The following is a 19,879-nucleotide window of genomic DNA, read 5'->3' as shown; positions in this document are numbered from 1 at the left end:
CCATCATTTCACCCCTAATCCTCTACATATGTACTCGTAGAGATCCTTCAAGAAAAACTCTAAAACCTCTCTCTTTTCCCCCTTCATCTGACCAGCCAACAAATACCTTTCTCCTATGTAATGACCAAAACTCATAAGCATAATGGCAAGGTAATTGATTTCTTCTTCATGGGCGTATTTGCCTTTTAAAACTAAATTTCCACTTTCGACAGATTTTCTCAAAGCATTTACGTAAGGTCTATAAATAGACAAATAATACTCTTTCGCTATATCCCTATCTATAGTCTGACTCTCCCTCACTATCCTGTACATGTTTGAATGCATTTTAAAAAATTGAACAAATGCGTACAATCCGGCTATTTCTTGGACCAACCTATTACACTTTTGACATCTTTCAACCGCAAGTTTAACATTGTACTTTAGACCTTTATTTATCCAACGTACAAGTTCGTGCAACAACTCTAGTTTGTTCTTAAAATACAAATAAAACGTTCCGACCGCCATTCCTGAAGCTTTAGCTATATCGTAAACCTGAGTTTTTTCATACCCGTGAGTGCCAAATAGAGTTTCTGCGTTGGCAAGTATGTGCTCTCTTTTCTCATCGATTTCAATAACGTGCTTTTTCGGTTGAAATGCGAATACTTCCGGAATCAAAACATCGGGGCACTCTGGGACAATACCGCTCACCAACAAATCAACGAAATGCTCACCAACTATCTCAGTCTCAATTAAATCTGAGAATCCAACCACAAACTTTAGAGGAGACCAAAAGTAAAAATACCCCACATCCGTTAAATCAAATTTTTCAGATATGTTTCTAAAGATACCATCGTACTCATTCCTAATCCATTCAAAAAGATATTCATTTAAATGGACAATCTTGAAAAGCTTCTGATTCTTTTTAGCGTATTCTAAATAATTGAGAGCAGATTCTTTTAAATTGGAGGCTTTCAAATTATCATTTAAATCTTCAAAAAACTCCTCCAATATCTCCCTAAAAAGCTCGTCTTTGTTTATGTAATACTGATAAAACGCGCTCGTGCTCATTCTCGCGTGTTTTGTTATTTGTGAAATAGAAACATCAGAAAAATTTGATTTACTAAACAAATCAATAGCCGCGACTTTTATCTTATTTTTTGATTCAATTCCATCAACCCTGCGAGGAATGCGTTTTTGTTTAACTTTCTTATCAGAAGCCATGCCATCACACCTTTTTAAATTTAAAAATCACATCCTAAATTACATTCTAAACGCAGCAGCAACCTGCTGGAATCCAACACCAGATGTTAAGAAAATAATGACCTTACCTTTCAAATCTTTCAATTTGCCTTCATCGAAAGCGTCATCGTAAGCCATATATACACACGCAGAACCTGTATAGCCGTACTTATGCATAATCATGTGGGCTTTTTCCTTTGGTAATTCTAGTATTTCCATAACCTTCTCTATAGTCTTCTTCCTAACTTGCGTAAAGAAAATCATTCCAATTTCTTCTTTCGAAATTCCATACTTTTCCAACAGTTTGTTTATTAGCATCGGCCAGCCTTCTTCATTAACTGTCGCCGGGTATGCTGCTCTCAAATCTAACTTGTGTAATCCCCTCTCAAAACCTTGCAAATTCATCGTTCCAGCGCCCATGTATATACCCCAATTCTGCCACCAACTACCGTCAGCTCGTGCCACGCTACCGATGAAACCGGGTTCATCCGATGCAGTCAAAAGTAAAGCACCGGCACCATCACTGAAGAGAGCTTCCCAAGAGTACTTCCAACTGAGAAACTTCGTCATAGCGTAAGTACCAATCACAAGGACGTTTTTGTAATCTCCCATAGCTATATATCGAGCTGCAATATCAAGCATAAGTGCACCATTAGCACATGAAGCATTAACATTAAATGCAAGAGGCTCTGCCTTGTGCGCACCGATAAGATATTGTACTCTTGGCGCGTCTGGTGGAGATACAGATTCTGGAGTATCCGTACCAACGATAATCAAGTCAATCTCTTCTGGGCTCATACCAACCCTTTGCAAAGCTTTCTTCGCGGCCTCGGCTGCCATATACGTTGGCGTCTCCCAATCCTCGGAAACGTGCCTATGATTAATACCAATAACATCAGAAAAATAAGGATCAATCGTAAACATCGTAAGCTTCTCAAATTCAGAGTTGCTCATAATCTTCTGTGGAACATACATACCCGATGAAATAATCTTTGCATACCTCATAGCAAAAAATTCCTCCCTTCAAATTTCATTCGAAACTCTTTGAAATAATAGAACAAAAATAATAAATATGAATCACCTTTCAGATTATAACATAGTTATCTAAATAAAAAATCCGTTTAAAATAGCCAAATTCATAATTTATGTAGATTTATAGCAACATAAAGAAAAAATGCTTCATTTTTCGGAAAATTTTATGCACAATTACATTAAACCTAAAAAATGAAAAATGAAAAAGCCCCACTTTTCTTTCTGATTTTTCATTTCAGTGGGGCTTTTTTATTTTTTTCAGACTTAGATAATTAAACTATATCCCGAGGTACTTTTTTATATTACTTTCCTTGTCTATAACCGGCACAATCTCTCCGTTTTGTGCTGTCATGATGATAACCATGCCAGGGCCATGACCCGTTTTGAAACAATCGGAATGCACAACAACACCTATCGAAATCGAACCACTTTTGTATCCACCCGCACCGTATCCATTATAATGGTCAGTGATTGCAACCAAATCACCTATTCTAACTTCATCTAAACCCACTCTTTTTACCTCTGCTTCATCTAAGGTGTTCATATCGTAATCTGTCGCAGCCGGATTACCAGCACCTATTCCAGAACCAGTTAAATAAGCAGGGACGATTGCTGTCACAGGTACGTGGATTTTTCCATCTTTTTCTTGAATTGGTATCTTCTCAAAAAGTTCAGGGTCTATATTGAACATTTTGACGTTTGGATAATCAACGAGTTCCAATCCTTGTCCCCACGCTTTTATCTGAATTTTATCACCAATAGTCAATTTTTCCTTATCTGGTACCCAAACGAGCACATGATCAATTCCACCATGCTTACCGATGACGTAACCTTTCATTCCTTTTCCATCACCAGAAACCACCACAGCTTCGTTACCTATACAAGCTAAAGCCATACACGTTGGATTCAAATCTTTGTTGGAATTTTTGGTACTCACATCAGGTTCAACGTGGTCACCGTGCATCTTAAACGCATTATCACCTAAACCAAAATTGTACGTAATACCACCAACTCCCGGAAAATAATACGAATTCCCATTACCATCCACAACTGGCATTCTCACAACTGGGTGCGCAACTTCCACTAATATGGAGAGCTTCACTACTTTTTCTTTGTTCGTGCGCATTTTAAAACCTCCTCTGAATTTAAAAGAATTTAGAAACAACTTACCATTTTTCTCGATGAATTTTCTTCATCTCTACTTCATCTAAAGAATGAAGCTGTTTTTCTTCGTTTGGATACCCAATACCAATCACACACAATACTCTGTAGCCTTCTGGTATATTCAATATTTCCTTGACTTCACCTTCCACAGATAGGTTATTGTGGTATCTATCGTGTGCGTGACCCCAGCAGCTACCCAAGCCAAAGTTTACAGCTAAAAGCTGGATGTACGTTGCAACAATTGAAGCATCTGACATCCAAGTACTACTATCTTCCATTGCGGTAACAACTATACAAGCTGGTGCCGTATTCAAAAATGAAAATGCACCTTCGCGTGCTTTCATAATCTTTTTGATAGTGTCTTTATCTCGTACAATTACCAACTCAACGGGTTTTGAATTTCTCCCGCTTGGTGCCAAAAGCGCGTATCTTGCGATATTTTCAAGCACTTCATCAGAAACAGGCATATCTTTAAATAACCTTATACTTCTACGTTTTTGAATTATTTCGAGTATATCCATGCCAACTCCCCCTTACTTATAATATTGCTTATTATTCTGATAACTAAAAAGTACGAAGAGCTAACTATTTAAATTATAGCATAAAAAAACATAAATCCAAAATTCTAATTTTGATATTGAACGAAAAAATAAAATAAATTGTCAAATTAAATGATATAATTAAAAATTAATCAAATAATTACCTAAATAGACAATTACTATCTAATTTTCCAAAAATTGGTGGAATATAAACCACCGTAAAAACTGTGAACATTTAGAAGGAGGAAAAGTATATGGCAGAATCCAAGAAAGTACTTTATGTTATTTCGGCTGTACTTTTGTTGTCATTTTCCTTGGGATTTGCATTCGAGTTCGGTGGTGGCGGTCCAATGGTACTTTATTTCCCAGGTGGATCGTTACTTAGTCTAAAAAACATCAACGTGCCTATTTTGGATTTCAGCGAGTTCCAGTCCGGCGTATTTGCGATAGGTGGATACGGTTATGGCGGGCTTCCTGGAAAAATGAGCAGTGGTGGATATGGCTTTGCTGGAGAAAACGAAATTACAAAAGATGGCGCAAAGTATAAGCTTGAGATTTCTGGTGGATACGGTGCAGGGTACAGCAATATTTCATTTGGTCCTATTGGTTTGATAGCAGGATTGGGATTTGGAAGTTTTGACATAGCACTTAGTAGAAAAGTAAACGAGGATAACACTAGCTTAACAGATCTAAAAAATGGAACTCTCGAAGGATACCTTGGTGCTAATATAAGTTACTTATCAATTAGCGGAAGCTTGGCATTAGCGCTTAAAATTAGCAATTTTGCAGAATTACAAGCAGGCGCGATGGTATTCGCAGGGTATTCTATCGACGGATGGCAAGTAAATGGAAAACAACTAACAGGAATAATTCAAAATGATTATAAATTCTTGCTCAATTACGCGCTATATGGAGGTATAGGCTTTGGATTTTGATATATTTTTTGAGACAATTTAAGACAAAAATAAAAAACTGCCACTTGAAGTCCAAGTGGCAGTTTTTAATTTTGACTCTTTTACTATCAATTACAATCAATACGGCATACCTGACAAAATATTAAGCATATGTGGTGAATTACCCAAACCTATATAAACTATCCCTTGGAAATCAGGCGCTGGCAAACCATACAAATCCATCAATTGAACAAACACACCAGCATTTGGATATAATTTCATACCCGCAAGGTAAGTTTCGACAAAGAACTGCGTGTAAATACCATGGATACCTGCTGGATTTGCAAACCCTATTGTTAGACCTGAGTTTCTAAAGAGTACATTGCCTCCAAACAATTCCGCTGAATCTTTGAAAAGTGTAAATGCCAAAGACGCGTCGTAATACATGTTCTCTGGCTGAGACAAATTCCATAGCAAAAGTCCTAAAAAGCTTGTATCTGTGTTAAGCGCAAATACGACTGAATGCTGAAAATAAACACTGTCTATATCAAAAAGCTTTGTGTAATCATCGTTACTTAAAATAACCCAATTTCTAAATTGTACAGGTTTTGAGAAAATATTGGTTGGTACATATAATCCAAAACTCAGCGTATTTAATTTTATCGACGGAGCTGAGATACCACCGATTAAACTAAATACATTATCTAAATTGTAACCTTCACTAGACCTAGAATCTATACCTAATAAAGCGTAAACACTTGTTTTTGGCGATAAGTCAAATGAACCGAGCAGCAATTCAGCTGAGACACTGTACTCGTTAGATGGATAAATGTAACTTGCCGATATACCATAATAATCCCCCATCTTAAGAAAACCAACAAACTGTCTGTAACCTAAAATTTGGAAATCAAGGCTTTCTGGGTCATTCTGGGCAATATCCAATATAGGTGTTAAAACAAAAGCTGTATCATTCTCTATATTAGTGAATGTGAAAATCATATAAAGTGTGTGAATAAGACTGTTATCTTCAAGTTGCGTGTAAGAATACATCGGAGCCCAGGTGACCGGTTTGAGAAATTCATTGATTCTAAACGCTAATTCATCACCATCAACGTACTTATGCTGAGCTATATTAACTTTTGAGGACGGATTTTCGTTTGGCAGTTCTGATAGTTCTTGCAATTGTATCTCTTTTTTGTATATGCCGTTACCTCCGGTATTACCGTACGGGGTGTAACTCACATAGTAAAGCTCGTTGTTGTGAATTGTGAAGTCAGAAAGAAGAGTTTTCTCAGAAAGTCTGTAGAATTTTCCACCTTCAATATCATAGTAATACGGAATTATGTAATTCCCCTCGACTCTGGAGAAAAGCACTTTATTGCCTTGAAGCTTTACATAAGGACCTTTCATATTTCTGTCTTTAATCTTAGCCACTTCTTTGTATTTTTTATCGAGGATTATAATACTATTATCCAAAGTCAACAGTGCGATGTAATTTTCTGAAACATCCATATTCTTTATGTAACCATAGTAAGTGTATTCAAACAAATCATTGCTCAAAGATTTAACCTTCGATTTTAAAGATACTGGGTCGTACAAACTTACGTAAACTTCACCTTTGTTAACTCCGAAAGACGTTATATATCCTGAAGCGATAACTTTATTCTGATTTACAAGCCAAAGTTTTTTCTCAACTTTATCTAAAAATTGCGAAGGTTGGAGCGCGTATATGTTATCTCCATCGATTTTGACCTCATCCGCATTCAACGGGATATCCTTCATCTGTTTAAATTTCGCATCATCTATAAAAACTAACCCACTCTCAAAAGCTCCAACGTACGAAGAAACTGGACCAAAAGTCTGCCTTAAAAGTGCAATCTCTTTCCCTGCGGAATCAACTCTTAGTATCAACGAATTTCTGAGATTGTAGACCAACTTTCCTTGATTGTAATCTAATTTTGTAAGTGACATAATCCAGTCTGTGTAAAGCTCGTCAAACTTCTTACCGAATACCGATTCGTATGGATCTTGAGTTGTTTGAGTTGCCCCAAGGGTTAAAAATGGTATATTCGTTTGGGATGTTACATTCAAAAATTTCTTTACACTATCAATTCCGTAAGTATCGGCAAGATATTTATAAAACCCAGCTGTGAAATTGTAATACAACAATCCACCACGGTAATCATCTAAAGGCATTGTTTCTTTATACGAAAACGATGGGAAATTCGGTAAAGAGTAATAATACAATCCCGATGAAAAGAACGGATTATTTAACCTTCCGGATGAAAGCGAAAAAGAACTCTCGGCGAAAACAGTCGTACCTTCAACAAAAGGACTTGACAACTGTGGAAGATAAGGGATACCCGTTATCAGACTTATAAACTTGCCAAGCTCATCTTGATACGAAAGGTGACACATATGCGTAAATTCATGGATAATCAAATACGTATACCAATCTTCCAACGGCAGATAAAATCCCATATACCCTTCCGTTGGCCATGTGTAAAGAATTATTGTTTTATGGAGTAAAACTTGTGTATAACCATTGCTTACAGTTCCCTTATCTTGCAAGATAATAGTTATTCTTCCAGGATCGTAACCAACAAGATTAATAACATCTTGGCGGACACTTTCAAATATATTCCCTACCTTTATAGCCGTATCGATGTACCTCAAATCTGGATAAACCACATCCGCATGCTCAAAATGTAACACACCAGCGAACGATACTAACGAAATTAACAAAAAAAGAGAAATCACGGCAAACAAAAACAATCTCCTAAACTTACCAGCCATCTTTTCACCCCACCTGTTCATACAAGTTTTATACAAGTTTTATACAACTTTTATAGCGTTTACAAGCCAATGGTTTAAACTATTATAGCTCATTTGTCTATTTTAAGCAATCGGTACAGTTTTCCTATCTTCCAATGAATTCAAATACCCAACAACTATATCGTTCAATTTCGGAAATCTTCCAACATCTTTATTTCCTCTATCTTCTTCATTAACTCTTATAAGCACCTCATCGCCCACTATCCCTATTATACTCCCAGGAGCAATCTCTTCACCTTTTCCAACAATTCTGTGTTTCTCTTTTGCCTCATCGATAGAATCAGAATAAATCACCACGCCAGACTTTATAATCGCGAAATCCGTTGCGTACTCTTCCAATTCAAAAATCTCATGCGACGAGATCAACGCAGTCCTTCCCTCGTAAGTTATACTCTTTATAAGCCTCATTATCTCAAACCTCACAGTCGGGTCAAGGTGTTGGGTAGGCTCGTCCAATATCAACAATTCAGCGCCGGATGAAATCGCAAGTATAACGAAAAATAACGTTTTCATACCTATTGAATAATCCTCAACCCTCTGTTTCAAGTTAAAGTTATATCTTGCTATGAGAGTATCGTACGTCCTTTTATCCCAATTCGGATAAACAGCCGACCAAAGCGCTTCGTAATCGTTAGCTGTAAAATATCTGAAAACCTTCCTGTCTTCTGATACAACCGCTATCTTCTTTTTCACGGAAGGAAGGTAATCTGAGCCAAATAGCTTAACCTTTCCACCATCTTTTGGAATGGCGTCGAGTACACACCGTATAGTCGTTGTCTTTCCCGAACCGTTCGGACCTATCAGCGCAAATATGCTCCCCTTCTTAACTGAAAACGACACATCGCTTAAAACCTGCTTATCAGAAAACCTCTTACTTAAATTTTCAACCTGCAAAATATATTCTTCATTAAACTCCATTATCGTTCGCCTCCCTTCTTCTCAAACATCACCTGACCGAAGTACAAAACAACAGCTGCAAAAATCAAAGCTGCTAATTTATTTCCCTGAGCCGATGGACTGATAAACGAATAGTATTTAAAAGCGGAGAACGAACTCAGCATCTTATCAACCACAAACACAATAAACCCCGCGGCAACACCGTCAATTCCAAGCATCGAAAGGATTATTATCATACCGTAATAACCTGCGATAAAAATCACAACGGAAAGTAAATCTGCAAACCCAGAAGATAATTTATCGTAAAATGGGAGACTAACCATAGAACTCAAAAAAACAAGGAACATCAAAAACAAAAACTCAAACCAATATATCATCTTCCTTGTAAATGGCAAAAAAGTTAGCAAATCTATACGCTTATGTCGAATATCGCTAATAAGTGAAAAGAGAATAATCAAAAAGCCAAAAAACATCTTCGTATCAACACTTGGGAACAACATCAAAATAAAGAAAAAAACTATCGTGCGTGATTTTTCCGTAAATTGCTTTCTAAAATAAGCGAATAAATAATTAATGTAATCAACGTATTCACCCATTATTCCACACCTCCTCGATTAAAGCCAAAGTTGTGTACAAATCTACATTCTTACTCTTCAATCTTTGCACCAAATTTTCTACCGTGTTGACAACATCCCTATCGATATCTATATCCCCTGAAATAAAATAGCCAACTCCCTGCTCCGCTTCGACCAAACCCTCAACCTTCAAACGCTCAAGAGCTTTCAATATCGTATTTATATTCACATCGAAAATCCTCTCAAGCTCCCTGACAGGTGGAAGCTGAGTCCCTTTCTTCAACTGCCCTATTATTACCTTCGCCTTTATTTGGTTTATAATCTGCAAATAAGCTGGCACACCACTGTGCTTATCGACCTTCTTGAAATCCACAAATTGATTCCCGCTCATTGTCTCACGACCTTAACCCCACTACTTTGGATATTTATATCAACATCCGATAAATTCTTCAACTTAACAGTACCACCAACTGCGTTTAACTCCATATTTAGCTTTTCTTTCCCAAGGTACTCAACCTTGCCATTCACACCCGTTCCAGAAACCGTGAACTTCCTACAGTTACTCAACTTGATGTCCAAATTTATCCCAACACCTTCAAGTTCAATATAACGAGCCTCGAAAATTCCATTAAAGTCAATACCAACACTGTTACAATTTATCTTTTCAGCTTTAAACGTACCTTTCAACTCAACACCTGTACCATCAAATTCCATACCATTTGCCGATATCTCACCTTCCACCTTTACAGACACACTATCAACCTTCAAATCATCTAGCTCAACCTTACCTGAAAGCTCCACTCCAACGGCTGAAGCTTCAAAAACTTTCAAATTGTCTTTTCCAATTTTAATCAAATACCTTGAATTCTTCTTCCCACCGAATATCTTCACAGAATTTTCACTAACGTCAACTTTTAGCACGCTTGGATACTCTATCTGATTGCCTTCGACAAACTCAACTTCAGCCTTACCTTGAATATCAATGACAACATTTTGTTTTGCTTCTAAAGATTTATCTGGATGGTAAATCATACCCTCTGAACTCGAGCCAAAAATATTTTGGATATACTCCGTAAGCGTTGAAGTAAAGCTACTCTCCGTTTTAACAAGATAGCTGAACATGTAAAAATTCGCCATCGGTATCAGAAAGAAAATAATAGCCAAAACAATAAAACCAGCAATTTTCTTCGTATAGTACTTAAACACATACCCAACTAACACAACTTCGAAAAACACAATAACAACCTTCAACGGTCCATACTCCACAAAAAAACCGACCAAACCTAGCAAAACAATAAACAACGTAATCAACAAAACGTACTTAACATCCTCTCTCACACTCTCACCTCCAAAACTATTTTCCAATTTTCAATTTTATTTTTTATTTTATATTGTTATATAATTATATAACACTATAATTATAGTACTCAATACAGAAAACTAAAGTATCTTTTGTGTAAATTTTGAGTAACGTTTTGTGATAAAAGCTAAAAAATATGGCTTCGGTTCTCCCGAAGCCATATTTTCGTATTTTCTATTTTTAGAATTTCCAGAATTTTCAAACCTTCTCCGCAGCTAGTTTACCAGTCAAAATGGCCATCGGAACACCGGCTGGACTGTACGCCCACTGACCTGCTTTGTATATATCCGGAAACGCAGTCAAATACGCACGCGATAAACTATTCTTTATAGGCTGTTTTTCTCCAAGTTTACCAAACGCCCAACCAACAATTGCACCGTTTGTTGTACCCACATACCTTGCTATTGTTAAAGGTGTCGAAGAAAATTTAAAAATTACTTTATTTTTAAGACCAGAATAGACTGTATTTGATAATGTTTCAATTACATTCTCTTCAATAATGCTTTTTAAATCAGCGTACCAACCCGCGTCATGGACCATCTTTGCAAGTTCGTAATCGAAAAAGAAATTGACTATCAAACCTGTCTTATCTTCCGGAGCCAAATTTTTGTTTCTCAAAGCAGGTATAGATATCTCATACGAAGTGTAATTACAAAGCTTAGCAATAAATTCACTAATCGCGTTTTTATCAAAATTATTAAAATCTTTCCTAATTGCACTTTTCAAATTCTCAAGTTTAGAGTGCTCAATTTCACCTATACCTTCTTTGCTTGGGGTGTAAAAAAAATGCGCGTTTGATATCTTTTCAAAATACTCAACCGGTTCATCAACAGCAATAAACACCTTCACAACTGATTCAGTGGTCTTTCCAGATAACACTTTATCCTTTTCTTCCTCCATTTTTTCACTTTTTCTACCACAGCTAGCTATTTTGCACAACCTCTTCAAATCAGCTGCCCAGATTAATTTATCGTATCTCCAACTCCTTCCATCACCGTCTAGAATCAAATGCTTGTCAACATCTACCTTTTCAATCTCCGTATTTAATACAATCTCACCACCAAGTTCCCTTACCTTCTCTTCCATCTTCCGTGCCAATTCACCGATACCGTTCTCAGGGTAGATGTAATCCGTGTATGCGTAAAAATAACTCAATGCGAAAAACGCGGGTGTATTTTTGAAAAAATGCTGAGTAAGTATATCTTTAATAGATTCGTTTCGCACAATCTTTCCTACATAATCCTCAACAGGCTCTTTGAGCTTGTTCATAACCGACACGGTCTTTAGAAGTTTCAAAAGCCAGGGCAGATAAGTCTTAAAAGTCTTAAATTCTTTCTTCTCTACAAAGAGTGGATTATCGACGCTATACAAAATCTTCATACTGTTCATAACGCTCAAAATAACCAACGCCAATCTCTCTATATCTTCCACACTATCCGGATAAATCTCTTTTAGCATATCTACGTAATCCCTAAAACTTTCCTCGCCCTTCACGTGCACAATTTTGTCATCTATACCAACGGAAACTTTGTTTTTAACAAACTTTAAATCAATTCCAACTTCTTTCAGCATAGGCAAAATTATCCCAGCATTTAAAAGCGCTGGGACACCACCATCGAAGATAAAACCCGCTCTATTAAACGAATTCACCAACCCACCGCAGTAATTGTTCTTCTCTATAAGTGTGACATCGTGTCCTCCCAAAAGCAAATACAAACTAGCCGTTAAACCGGCTACTCCCCCACCTACAACTACCACTTTTTTCTTCAAAGTAATCACCTTCATTTATTTATTATTTAACATACTCATTTAACACACTCATTCGCCGCCATTCTTCCTATCATTATCGAAGTTGGACCACCTGCAGGGCTGAAAGTCCATTGTCCTGCTTTGAAAACATTCGGTATCGATGTTCTAACAGCTGCTTTCATATTCATCATACTCGCATTCACAGGTATGCCTTCCTCAAAACTCCAACCTACGATAGCTCCATCCGAACTTTTCACTATCTTGTGTATAGTAATCGGCGTAGCCGAGAACTTCGCGATAATTTTATCTTTCAACTTCACCCCATCGAATACACCTTCAGAAATAGCGTCTATAACAAACTCGCTGAATTTTTCTTTGAATTCATCGTACCATCCATCTTTGTATATCAACTCCGTTAGTTCGTAATCAAAAAGTAAGCTCACAATCATTCCCGTCTTACCCTCAGGTGCCGCTTGCTTTTCCCTCAGTGCGGGTATGGAAATCTCAAACGTGTTGTATTTTACAAACTTCTCCAACCAAGAGTAAACATCTTCTTTCTTTATGTTCTTCCAATTTTGTATAAGCCTTTTCAATTCCAAGCGGTGCAATTCGCCCAATCCTTCCTTTTTCGGTGTGTAGAACATATGCCCAGTTGCTATCTTACCGAAAAACTCAGCAGGTATATCGAGTTCCAAAAAGAGCGAGAAAACAGATTCTGCGCCTTTTGCCCTGAGAATTTTCTCCTTCTCGGTGTTAAATTTACCTTTGAATTTTTCTGGAATATTCTTCGCGTTTAAATAGAATTGCTTCAAATCAGCCGCCCATATGAGCTTTTCGTAATTGTATTCCTTCCCATTACTGTCAATTAACTTATTTTCCGATACATCCACACTCACAATCTCTGTATTCAACAAAATTTCTCCGCCCATTTCTTTTATCTTCTCCGCGATCTTTCTTGTAAAATTCCCAACCCCACCTTTTGGATATATATAATCGTTGTACAACGCAAAATAGCTCAACGCAAAAAACGTTGGCGTCCCCTTAAAGAAATGCTGAATTATTATATCCCTCAGTGAACGATTCGAAGTTAATTTATCCATATAACTTTCAATTGGTTCTTGCAATTTACCTATTCTGTAAATCGTCCTAAGGAATTTGAAAAACCACGGCACAACATACAAAAGATTCAAAATATTTTTCTTACCTTTCTCAAAGAGCGGATTATCGACACCGTATAGAACCTTCATATCCTCAATGACACCCTTAATTGCAAGGATTATCCTATCAACATCTCCCATGCTTTCAGGATACAATTCCTTCAAAATTTTCGCGTACTCATATATACTCTCCACACCGTTTATTTTCAACACCTTATCCTCAACTATTATCGACACAGGATTTGGCAGAAATTCTATGTCTATCTTAAATTCCTCTGCAAGTGGCTTGACAAGTCCCGAGTTTACAAGTGCTCTTGCCCCACCTTCGAATCTGAAACCATCCCTCTCAAAAGTATTCATCAACCCACCACAGTAATCATTTTTCTCTATGAGCAAAACATCTTTACCCTTACTTGAGAGTGTCAGTGCGGCAGTCAATCCAGCTATACCCCCGCCTACAACAATAACTTCCTTACGCACATCCATCACTCCCAACAAAATCTACAGATTTTTTAACACCTAATCCAAAAGAATCAATCATCTTAAGAGTTAAATCCCAAAGTTTTTTGGCTTCTTCCATATCTTTCGCTGGCGGGGCTAGTTCCTCTATCTTTGTGAGATGGAAAAATTTATCTGTGATATTCTCGACTTCTTTTGAGACGCCTAAATAATACAGCGCTTGTGCTGAAATCTCTGGTGTTTGCGAAATACTATCTATAAACGTCTTTTTGAACCACCTATAAAGTGCACTGTTATCCCTGCCGGTATTCGTCCTCACCATACCAGGGTGCATCGCATTTATCGTAACATTGTAAGGTTTCAGTAAGTCTGCGAAGATGTGCATCGTTAAAATCTGAGCAAGCTTTGCACTGCCGTAGGCTTTTAAACCGGTGTATCTTACCTTTTCAAATTGCAAATCATCCAAATTCAATCCCCACACAGCAAACCTGTACCCTTCAGAACTAACAAGGATAATCCTCCCCTTTTTATCTTTTTTGTACTTTTCCAAGAGGTGGTAATTAATAATAAAAGGTGCAAGATAGTGAACGACGAAATTCGTCTCAAGCCCATCGACGGTTAATGTACGCTTGTCTAAATACACTCCGGCGTTGTGTATCAAAACATCGATGGGTTCTTTAAGACATGATAAAAACTCAGCAGCTTTGTATATATCTTTCAAACTACTCAAATCAGCTAAAAAATACTCAATTTTCACGCCGAACTCCCGTTCTATATCTCTAACCAAAGCCTCAGACTTTTCCTTACTCCTATTTATCGTTATCACCCGTGCACCCATAGAAGCGTACTTCTTCGCTGTATAATAACCAATACCGGAAGTTGCGCCCGTTATCACAACAACCTTCCCATCGCACCTTTCCGTGCATTGCTTTGGCTTTTCCTTCATATTTTTCAGCATCTCAAAAACATTCGACCATTTGTACTCTCGCCAGTACTTCCACACTTTGCTTTTTTTACTTTTTTTACTTTTTTCCATCAACCAAACACTCTCCTCATGAACTTCCGGTACAATTTATTAAATCCGGGGATATTATCGAATATATCTCCCCACAAATCGTAATAATCTCTCTGCGATGCAATCTTACCTTCATCGTTAAGAATCAACCTACTCGCACCGTAAACCACAGACTTTCTAGTTTTTTTAAACAATATAGTCATTTCCCACTCAACGAATATCAAATTCCCTTCTTTCACAGCGTTTACAATCTTCATCCTCAGCTCTTGCGATCTTTTCGTTAACCTTTCAACCATCGCCTTAAATTCGTCTATACCGTGTATCTCCTGGATAGAATCCCTGAACACAATATCATCCGCATAGTACTACGGAAGCAGATGCGACCAATCTAACTTCCCCTGCTCGTTGTAAGTCTTCTCCCACAGCTCAATCAACTGCTCCAAGCTCTCTATACAGTATTTTTTCTCTTCACTATTCTCTATCATTATTTCTCACCCATCTCAACTATTTTTCAAAGCTTCCCTCTTTTTTCTGTACTCAAGTATAGGCGCATCGCCGGGTATAAGGTTTTCTCCCATGCGAAGCTCACTCTTCTTTGGAATCTGAGTTTCCACAACACGCTTATCTTGGTGTAAAATCTTTCTATTAAACGGCATACCCATCAACGCTATAAACTTATCCAAAAACCTAACCTTCGTAAAACCGATGTAAAACCTCAGATAAATCATGGTATGTTCATCATCGATGGGAACAAAAGCAGCCGTTACCCTAATTTTCTCATCTATGTGATTTTGCCACATATTCGGAAACTTAAACTCCAAGTACACTTGACTTTTTTCATTTAAACCTATCTCCTCGGGTTTTCTCGCAGGTCTTCCATCGTCAACTCGGTTAAAGACATAGAAATAAAACATCGTATCTCCAAACCACTTAACAATTGGACCATCCACAACTGTCCTATTGCCCCTACCAATAGTGTTGTAATGCACAAACGGTACATGCACAACATCAAGCTGATTCTCTATAGCCCGCGAATAGTGTACATTCCAAACTTCTTTAAATTCGCTGTAACTCAAATCACCCGTTATATCCTCAAAATACGTCGGTGGATTCGCTGGCTCACCGTCACCATACCAAATCCAGATAAAATCCGCTAATTCGTACGTATGATAGGCTTTAACCTTAAAATTCTCAGGTACCGGCGTATTTCTCCCATTAGCGGGAATCACCCGCACCCTCCCAGTTGAATCGTATTCAAACCCGTGGAACGGGCACATCACACGTTCACCGTTTGAAAGAATCCTTCCGTGCGAAATAGACGCCCCTCTGTGACAGCATATATCGGAAATACAATGAACCTTCCCTGCAGCATCTCTCCAGAGCGCAAGCTTCTCACCAAACCTCGTAACACCTATAAGCTCTCCCTTTTTAACTTCCTTAGAAGAAAGCACAATATACCACTGGTTTTTTATCATATAAATCTTCCCCCTTTATTTTTTAATCTCCAAAAAATAATTTCTCAATTCCACACGGTGCTTATATAAAACCACAATAGCATTTCCAACGTACAACAAAACCAACTCTGGCATACCATTAAAAGCCTTCCAAATTGTGTAAAAAAGCAAAGCAATGAACCCTAACAATACTCTAAAGGCATCCTCTTCGGGAGTTGTCTTTTTCTTCCCTTTGATTTTATTGAATATAGAAAAGATTGTAAAAACGCCTCCTAACAATATAGGTCCTTCCCACTTAGTCAAAACAGACCAAGCGCCAAACATCGTTGCAACAGCCTTACCACCTTTGAATTTCAAAAAAGGGGAAAACGCGTGCCCTAAAACCCCCGCAAACGCCGCAACAGCTAAAACGTATCTATTTATACTAATTATACTAAAAAAATTATTCCAAGCGAAAAAAGCAATTGGTAAAACCCCTTTAAAGTAATCCAACGTCAACGCCAAAAATCCATACTTCCAACCTGCTGCTCTCCAAAGATTCGTTGAACCAGGATTACCATCTCTCACATTCTTCAAATCAATACCCTTCAGCTTGGCTATAATATACGCATACATAACCGAGCCTGATAAAAATTGAAGAAATATCAAGGCAACATAAAAAAGATATCTTTGCGAACTTTCCATGCACTATCCTCCCAATTAGACAATCTATTTTATTTATTTAATTTTTATTTCCCTTCCACGCCATGTAACTTTCTTAAGGATTGTGGTTTTGTACAAAGAATAAAGAAAAACAACAGCAAAGAAAATAAAATGTAGCGGATAAATGATCGCATCGTACCATTTGTAATCACCTATCGGTTTGGAAAGAAGATAGACTATAATCGCAAAGCCTGTATACCTTAAAACCACATACCCCAAAGGCATATTAAAAGAAGCAAAAGACGAATAAAAACCAGATAACCAAATAAGAGCGATGAGAAAATTCAACACTCCTCCGCTAATAGCCCCTGAAGACATATTCTTTGAAAACCCCTCAAAAAGTTGCCTAAAACCATTTGGATACATCCTGAACTTGACAATACTGTTACCAAGTAAATTCGTCACCCTAATACCACTCTCAACATACAACTTCCCAAGCTTTATATCCTCCAGCACTGAATCCTTTATCGTTACATGTCCGCCAGTCTTTTCGTAATCTTTCCTCGAAGTTAGTATAACAGGTCCAAATGCTCCAACGGGCATTTTAGATGGAAATCCCAACATATTACCAGCGTACGTAACAACAAGATTGAAAACCAAATTCAAATGCTCATAAAACTTCTCAAACCTTTGGTACGGCCAAACGGATATTAAACCGCCGTATCTTCTGTACTTACTAACCAAAGCCTCCAAAGTCTTCTCACCAGGCTCAACATCCGCATCCATAAAAATCAAAATATCACCTGATGAATATTTGTAACCATTCCAAATTGCCCAAGACTTTCCAACCCACCCCTCAGGTGGTTCTTCTTTCAAACTAATCAACTTGATATCCTTATTATCATTCTGGAACGTCTTTACAATCTCTGCGGTTCTATCGGTGGAATCATCATCCACAACTATGACCTCATATGGTTTAACCGTTTGCAAATTTAAAAGGCTTAAAATCTTACCGATATTACTCTCCTCATTCCTTGCTGGTATGATAACGGAAATACTAAATCCATTTTCTTGAGCATTTTCAACGCTCTTAATATCCTCAACATCCAAATACCTTCTCTTTGAAAAGAACAAATAAGCAAAGGATATTAACACAGAAAGACCAATCACTAAAAGATGAAGTGGAATATCTAAAAACCTCAATCCATTCTCCCCCTTTTTTACATCTTTGATATTTATTATATCATCTAAATATAATTCAAAATTATACATTGACTATCTTAAAAAAATTAGTATAATTAGTCTATACTTAGTCTAATATAATCAAAAAATATACAGAGGTGGATACAAATGGAAGAGAAACTATCAAGTATTAACGGTATTGACAAAACTAAAAAGGTTTTAACAACATTATTCTTTATAGTCTTTGCTGATATGCTTGGTTTTGGCTTAATTATACCATTACTTCCGTACTATGCGAAAGAATTTGGAGCAAAGGATATAGTAATAGGATTCCTTTCGATGATATACCCATTGGGTCAGATCTTTGCGTCTCCACTCATAGGGAGGATGTCTGACAAATTCGGAAGGAAAATTGCACTCCTTTTGAGCGTTGGCGGTACATTCCTATCGCTTTTGTTGTTAGGCTTTGCAAAATCACTAACGTTGATATTTATTTCAAGGCTTTTAGATGGATTAACAGGTGGAAACATAACCGTAGCTCAATCTTACATAAGTGATTTTACAGACAAAAAATCACGTGCCAAAAGCTTAGGGCTTATAGGCGCGGCATTTGGTTTGGGATTTATTTTAGGACCTGGGCTAGGAGGATTTTTAAGCAGGTGGGGTTTTCACGTTCCAGCGTTTTTTGCAGCAGGCCTTTCGTTTATAAACCTTCTAAACATTACCTTCCTTTTACCAGATTCCAAACCGCTGAAAGATGCAAGGAGAGTGCCATTCACATTCGAAGAGATGAAAAAAACAATCAGCAGGCCTGTTGTGTTTTACCTTCTTTTAACGAAATTCTTTTATTCATTTGGATTCACAACATTTGAATCAACATTCGCACTGTTTTCACTCAGAAGACTTAATTTGCCTCTTTCACAAACAAGCTTTGTCTTAGCATATGTTGGAATTCTCATAGCATTCACACAAGGATTCCTTGTTGGAAAAATTACCAAAAAGTATAAAGAAGATGATATAATAAAATCACTGATATTTGTGGTAGTACCATTTTTGATACTTTACTCATTCTCAGCAAACCTAATCACACTCATTTTACTCTTAACACCTCTATCTGTTATATCTGGACTAATAGGAGTTTCCGTAAACTCCATCGCAACGAAAACAGTTGAAAGAGACAGATTAGGTGGTACACTTGGGATATTCAATTCCGTTGATAGTTTAACAAGGATAATAAGCCCTCTTTTCGGCTCTTTAATAATTCAATACATAGGTCCAAAATACCTTGGACTATTCATCGGCACTTCACTTCTAATAAGCTCATTTATCTTCTTCTTCCTATTCGCACCAAATTACGAAACATATCAAAAAAGCGAAAATTACGCAGTTTAATTAATTTAGTATTTAGCATAAGGGGGAGAAAACCAATGGAAGAAACAAGCCAAAACAGAAAAGTTGTCTTACTTCACAACTTTGAAAAATCAGAAATACTAAAACTCATGAAAGCGGTCAAAGAGACATTCCCAGGTGAAGAGATAATCTTCGCAAGCACAACACCAACAAGCTTAGAATGGAAAGTCAAAGACCTAATCGACGAACTCAACAAAGAACATGAGGAATTTAAAAAAATGAAACAAAATCAGCAGAACCAAAAATAAAAAAATAAAAAATAGAAGGCAGGCTCAAAAGCCTGCCTTCTATATTACAT

18 protein-coding genes and 1 pseudogene are annotated in these 19,879 nt (G+C 37.2%); 3 read left to right on the top strand and 16 right to left on the bottom strand.

The features are described from left to right. Nucleotides 1-3 precede the first annotated feature (3 nt). The 4 genes from AS161_RS08690 to AS161_RS08675 all read right to left on the bottom strand — a co-directional run bounded on the left by AS161_RS08690 (nucleotide 4) and on the right by AS161_RS08675 (nucleotide 3,935). A complete protein-coding gene (locus tag AS161_RS08690) occupies nucleotides 4-1,200 on the bottom strand; it encodes a TetR/AcrR family transcriptional regulator (RefSeq protein ID WP_164542515.1) in 1,197 nt (398 codons plus the stop codon). Between the two features lie 39 nt (nucleotides 1,201-1,239). Beyond that, nucleotides 1,240-2,223: a ketoacyl-ACP synthase III gene (locus AS161_RS08685; protein WP_164542514.1), complete on the bottom strand. Its 984-nt coding sequence runs from the start codon at nucleotides 2,221-2,223 to the stop codon at nucleotides 1,240-1,242. A 304-nt stretch (nucleotides 2,224-2,527) separates the two neighbouring features. Next, nucleotides 2,528-3,376: a DUF4438 domain-containing protein gene (locus tag AS161_RS08680; protein WP_011993717.1), complete on the bottom strand. Its 849-nt coding sequence runs from the start codon at nucleotides 3,374-3,376 to the stop codon at nucleotides 2,528-2,530. A 40-nt stretch (nucleotides 3,377-3,416) separates the two neighbouring features. Next, nucleotides 3,417-3,935, bottom strand: coding sequence for a nitroreductase family protein (locus tag AS161_RS08675; protein ID WP_011993718.1), 519 nt, complete (start codon nucleotides 3,933-3,935; stop codon nucleotides 3,417-3,419). Between the two features lie 272 nt (nucleotides 3,936-4,207). Between AS161_RS08675 and AS161_RS08670 the strand changes: the two genes are divergently transcribed. Next, a complete protein-coding gene (locus AS161_RS08670) occupies nucleotides 4,208-4,888 on the top strand; it encodes a hypothetical protein (protein ID WP_164542513.1) in 681 nt (226 codons plus the stop codon). A gap of 96 nt (nucleotides 4,889-4,984) precedes the next feature. Here AS161_RS08670 and AS161_RS08665 read toward each other — a convergent pair whose 3' ends face one another. The 12 genes and pseudogenes from AS161_RS08665 to AS161_RS08610 all read right to left on the bottom strand — a co-directional run bounded on the left by AS161_RS08665 (nucleotide 4,985) and on the right by AS161_RS08610 (nucleotide 18,192). Further along, complete coding sequence (locus AS161_RS08665) at nucleotides 4,985-7,642, bottom strand: hypothetical protein (protein WP_164542512.1); 2,658 nt, start codon at nucleotides 7,640-7,642, stop codon at nucleotides 4,985-4,987. A 102-nt stretch (nucleotides 7,643-7,744) separates the two neighbouring features. Further along, nucleotides 7,745-8,599 carry an ABC transporter ATP-binding protein gene (locus tag AS161_RS08660; protein WP_206518807.1) on the bottom strand — a complete coding sequence of 285 codons (855 nt, stop codon included), beginning with the start codon at nucleotides 8,597-8,599 and terminating at the stop codon, nucleotides 7,745-7,747. Continuing rightward, entirely contained in the window at nucleotides 8,599-9,174 is a 576-nt protein-coding gene (locus tag AS161_RS08655) for a hypothetical protein (RefSeq protein WP_164542511.1), read from the bottom strand. The genes AS161_RS08660 and AS161_RS08655 overlap by 1 nt, the downstream gene beginning before the upstream one ends. Further along, nucleotides 9,167-9,544, bottom strand: coding sequence for a GntR family transcriptional regulator (locus AS161_RS08650; RefSeq protein WP_164542510.1), 378 nt, complete (start codon nucleotides 9,542-9,544; stop codon nucleotides 9,167-9,169). Before AS161_RS08650 ends, AS161_RS08655 begins: the two co-directional genes overlap by 8 nt. Beyond that, nucleotides 9,541-10,491: a hypothetical protein gene (locus tag AS161_RS08645; protein ID WP_164542509.1), complete on the bottom strand. Its 951-nt coding sequence runs from the start codon at nucleotides 10,489-10,491 to the stop codon at nucleotides 9,541-9,543. The genes AS161_RS08650 and AS161_RS08645 overlap by 4 nt, the downstream gene beginning before the upstream one ends. Nucleotides 10,492-10,711: 220 nt before the next feature. After that, nucleotides 10,712-12,283 carry an FAD-dependent oxidoreductase gene (locus AS161_RS08640; RefSeq protein WP_241241375.1) on the bottom strand — a complete coding sequence of 524 codons (1,572 nt, stop codon included), beginning with the start codon at nucleotides 12,281-12,283 and terminating at the stop codon, nucleotides 10,712-10,714. Between the two features lie 35 nt (nucleotides 12,284-12,318). Beyond that, nucleotides 12,319-13,899 carry an NAD(P)/FAD-dependent oxidoreductase gene (locus tag AS161_RS08635; RefSeq protein ID WP_164542507.1) on the bottom strand — a complete coding sequence of 527 codons (1,581 nt, stop codon included), beginning with the start codon at nucleotides 13,897-13,899 and terminating at the stop codon, nucleotides 12,319-12,321. After that, nucleotides 13,892-14,914, bottom strand: coding sequence for an SDR family NAD(P)-dependent oxidoreductase (locus AS161_RS08630; RefSeq protein ID WP_164542506.1), 1,023 nt, complete (start codon nucleotides 14,912-14,914; stop codon nucleotides 13,892-13,894). Before AS161_RS08630 ends, AS161_RS08635 begins: the two co-directional genes overlap by 8 nt. Next, nucleotides 14,914-15,246 (bottom strand): annotated as a pseudogene (locus AS161_RS08625) (nuclear transport factor 2 family protein); the annotation flags it as partial. The gene AS161_RS08630 and the pseudogene AS161_RS08625, both read right to left, overlap by 1 nt. Before the next feature lie 147 nt (nucleotides 15,247-15,393). Then, nucleotides 15,394-16,368, bottom strand: coding sequence for an aromatic ring-hydroxylating dioxygenase subunit alpha (locus tag AS161_RS08620; RefSeq protein ID WP_164542505.1), 975 nt, complete (start codon nucleotides 16,366-16,368; stop codon nucleotides 15,394-15,396). A 15-nt stretch (nucleotides 16,369-16,383) separates the two neighbouring features. Further along, nucleotides 16,384-17,031: a glycerol-3-phosphate acyltransferase gene (locus tag AS161_RS08615; RefSeq protein ID WP_164542504.1), complete on the bottom strand. Its 648-nt coding sequence runs from the start codon at nucleotides 17,029-17,031 to the stop codon at nucleotides 16,384-16,386. A gap of 33 nt (nucleotides 17,032-17,064) precedes the next feature. Beyond that, complete coding sequence (locus AS161_RS08610; RefSeq protein WP_241241373.1) at nucleotides 17,065-18,192, bottom strand: glycosyltransferase family 2 protein; 1,128 nt, start codon at nucleotides 18,190-18,192, stop codon at nucleotides 17,065-17,067. Between the two features lie 147 nt (nucleotides 18,193-18,339). On the opposite strand from AS161_RS08610, the gene AS161_RS08605 reads away from it, so the two are divergent. Beyond that, nucleotides 18,340-19,563 carry an MFS transporter gene (locus AS161_RS08605; protein ID WP_164542502.1) on the top strand — a complete coding sequence of 408 codons (1,224 nt, stop codon included), beginning with the start codon at nucleotides 18,340-18,342 and terminating at the stop codon, nucleotides 19,561-19,563. Between the two features lie 35 nt (nucleotides 19,564-19,598). Beyond that, nucleotides 19,599-19,829 (top strand): DUF3783 domain-containing protein, encoded by a 231-nt coding sequence (locus AS161_RS08600; protein WP_011993734.1) that lies wholly within the window; start codon nucleotides 19,599-19,601, stop codon nucleotides 19,827-19,829. Nucleotides 19,830-19,879: the final 50 nt, after the last annotated feature.

Source organism: Fervidobacterium sp. 2310opik-2 (assembly GCF_011057735.1).
GTDB lineage: Bacteria > Thermotogota > Thermotogae > Thermotogales > Fervidobacteriaceae > Fervidobacterium > Fervidobacterium nodosum.
Note: the sequence above shows the minus strand (reverse complement) of the source record. Positions and strands in the feature narration are given on the sequence as shown.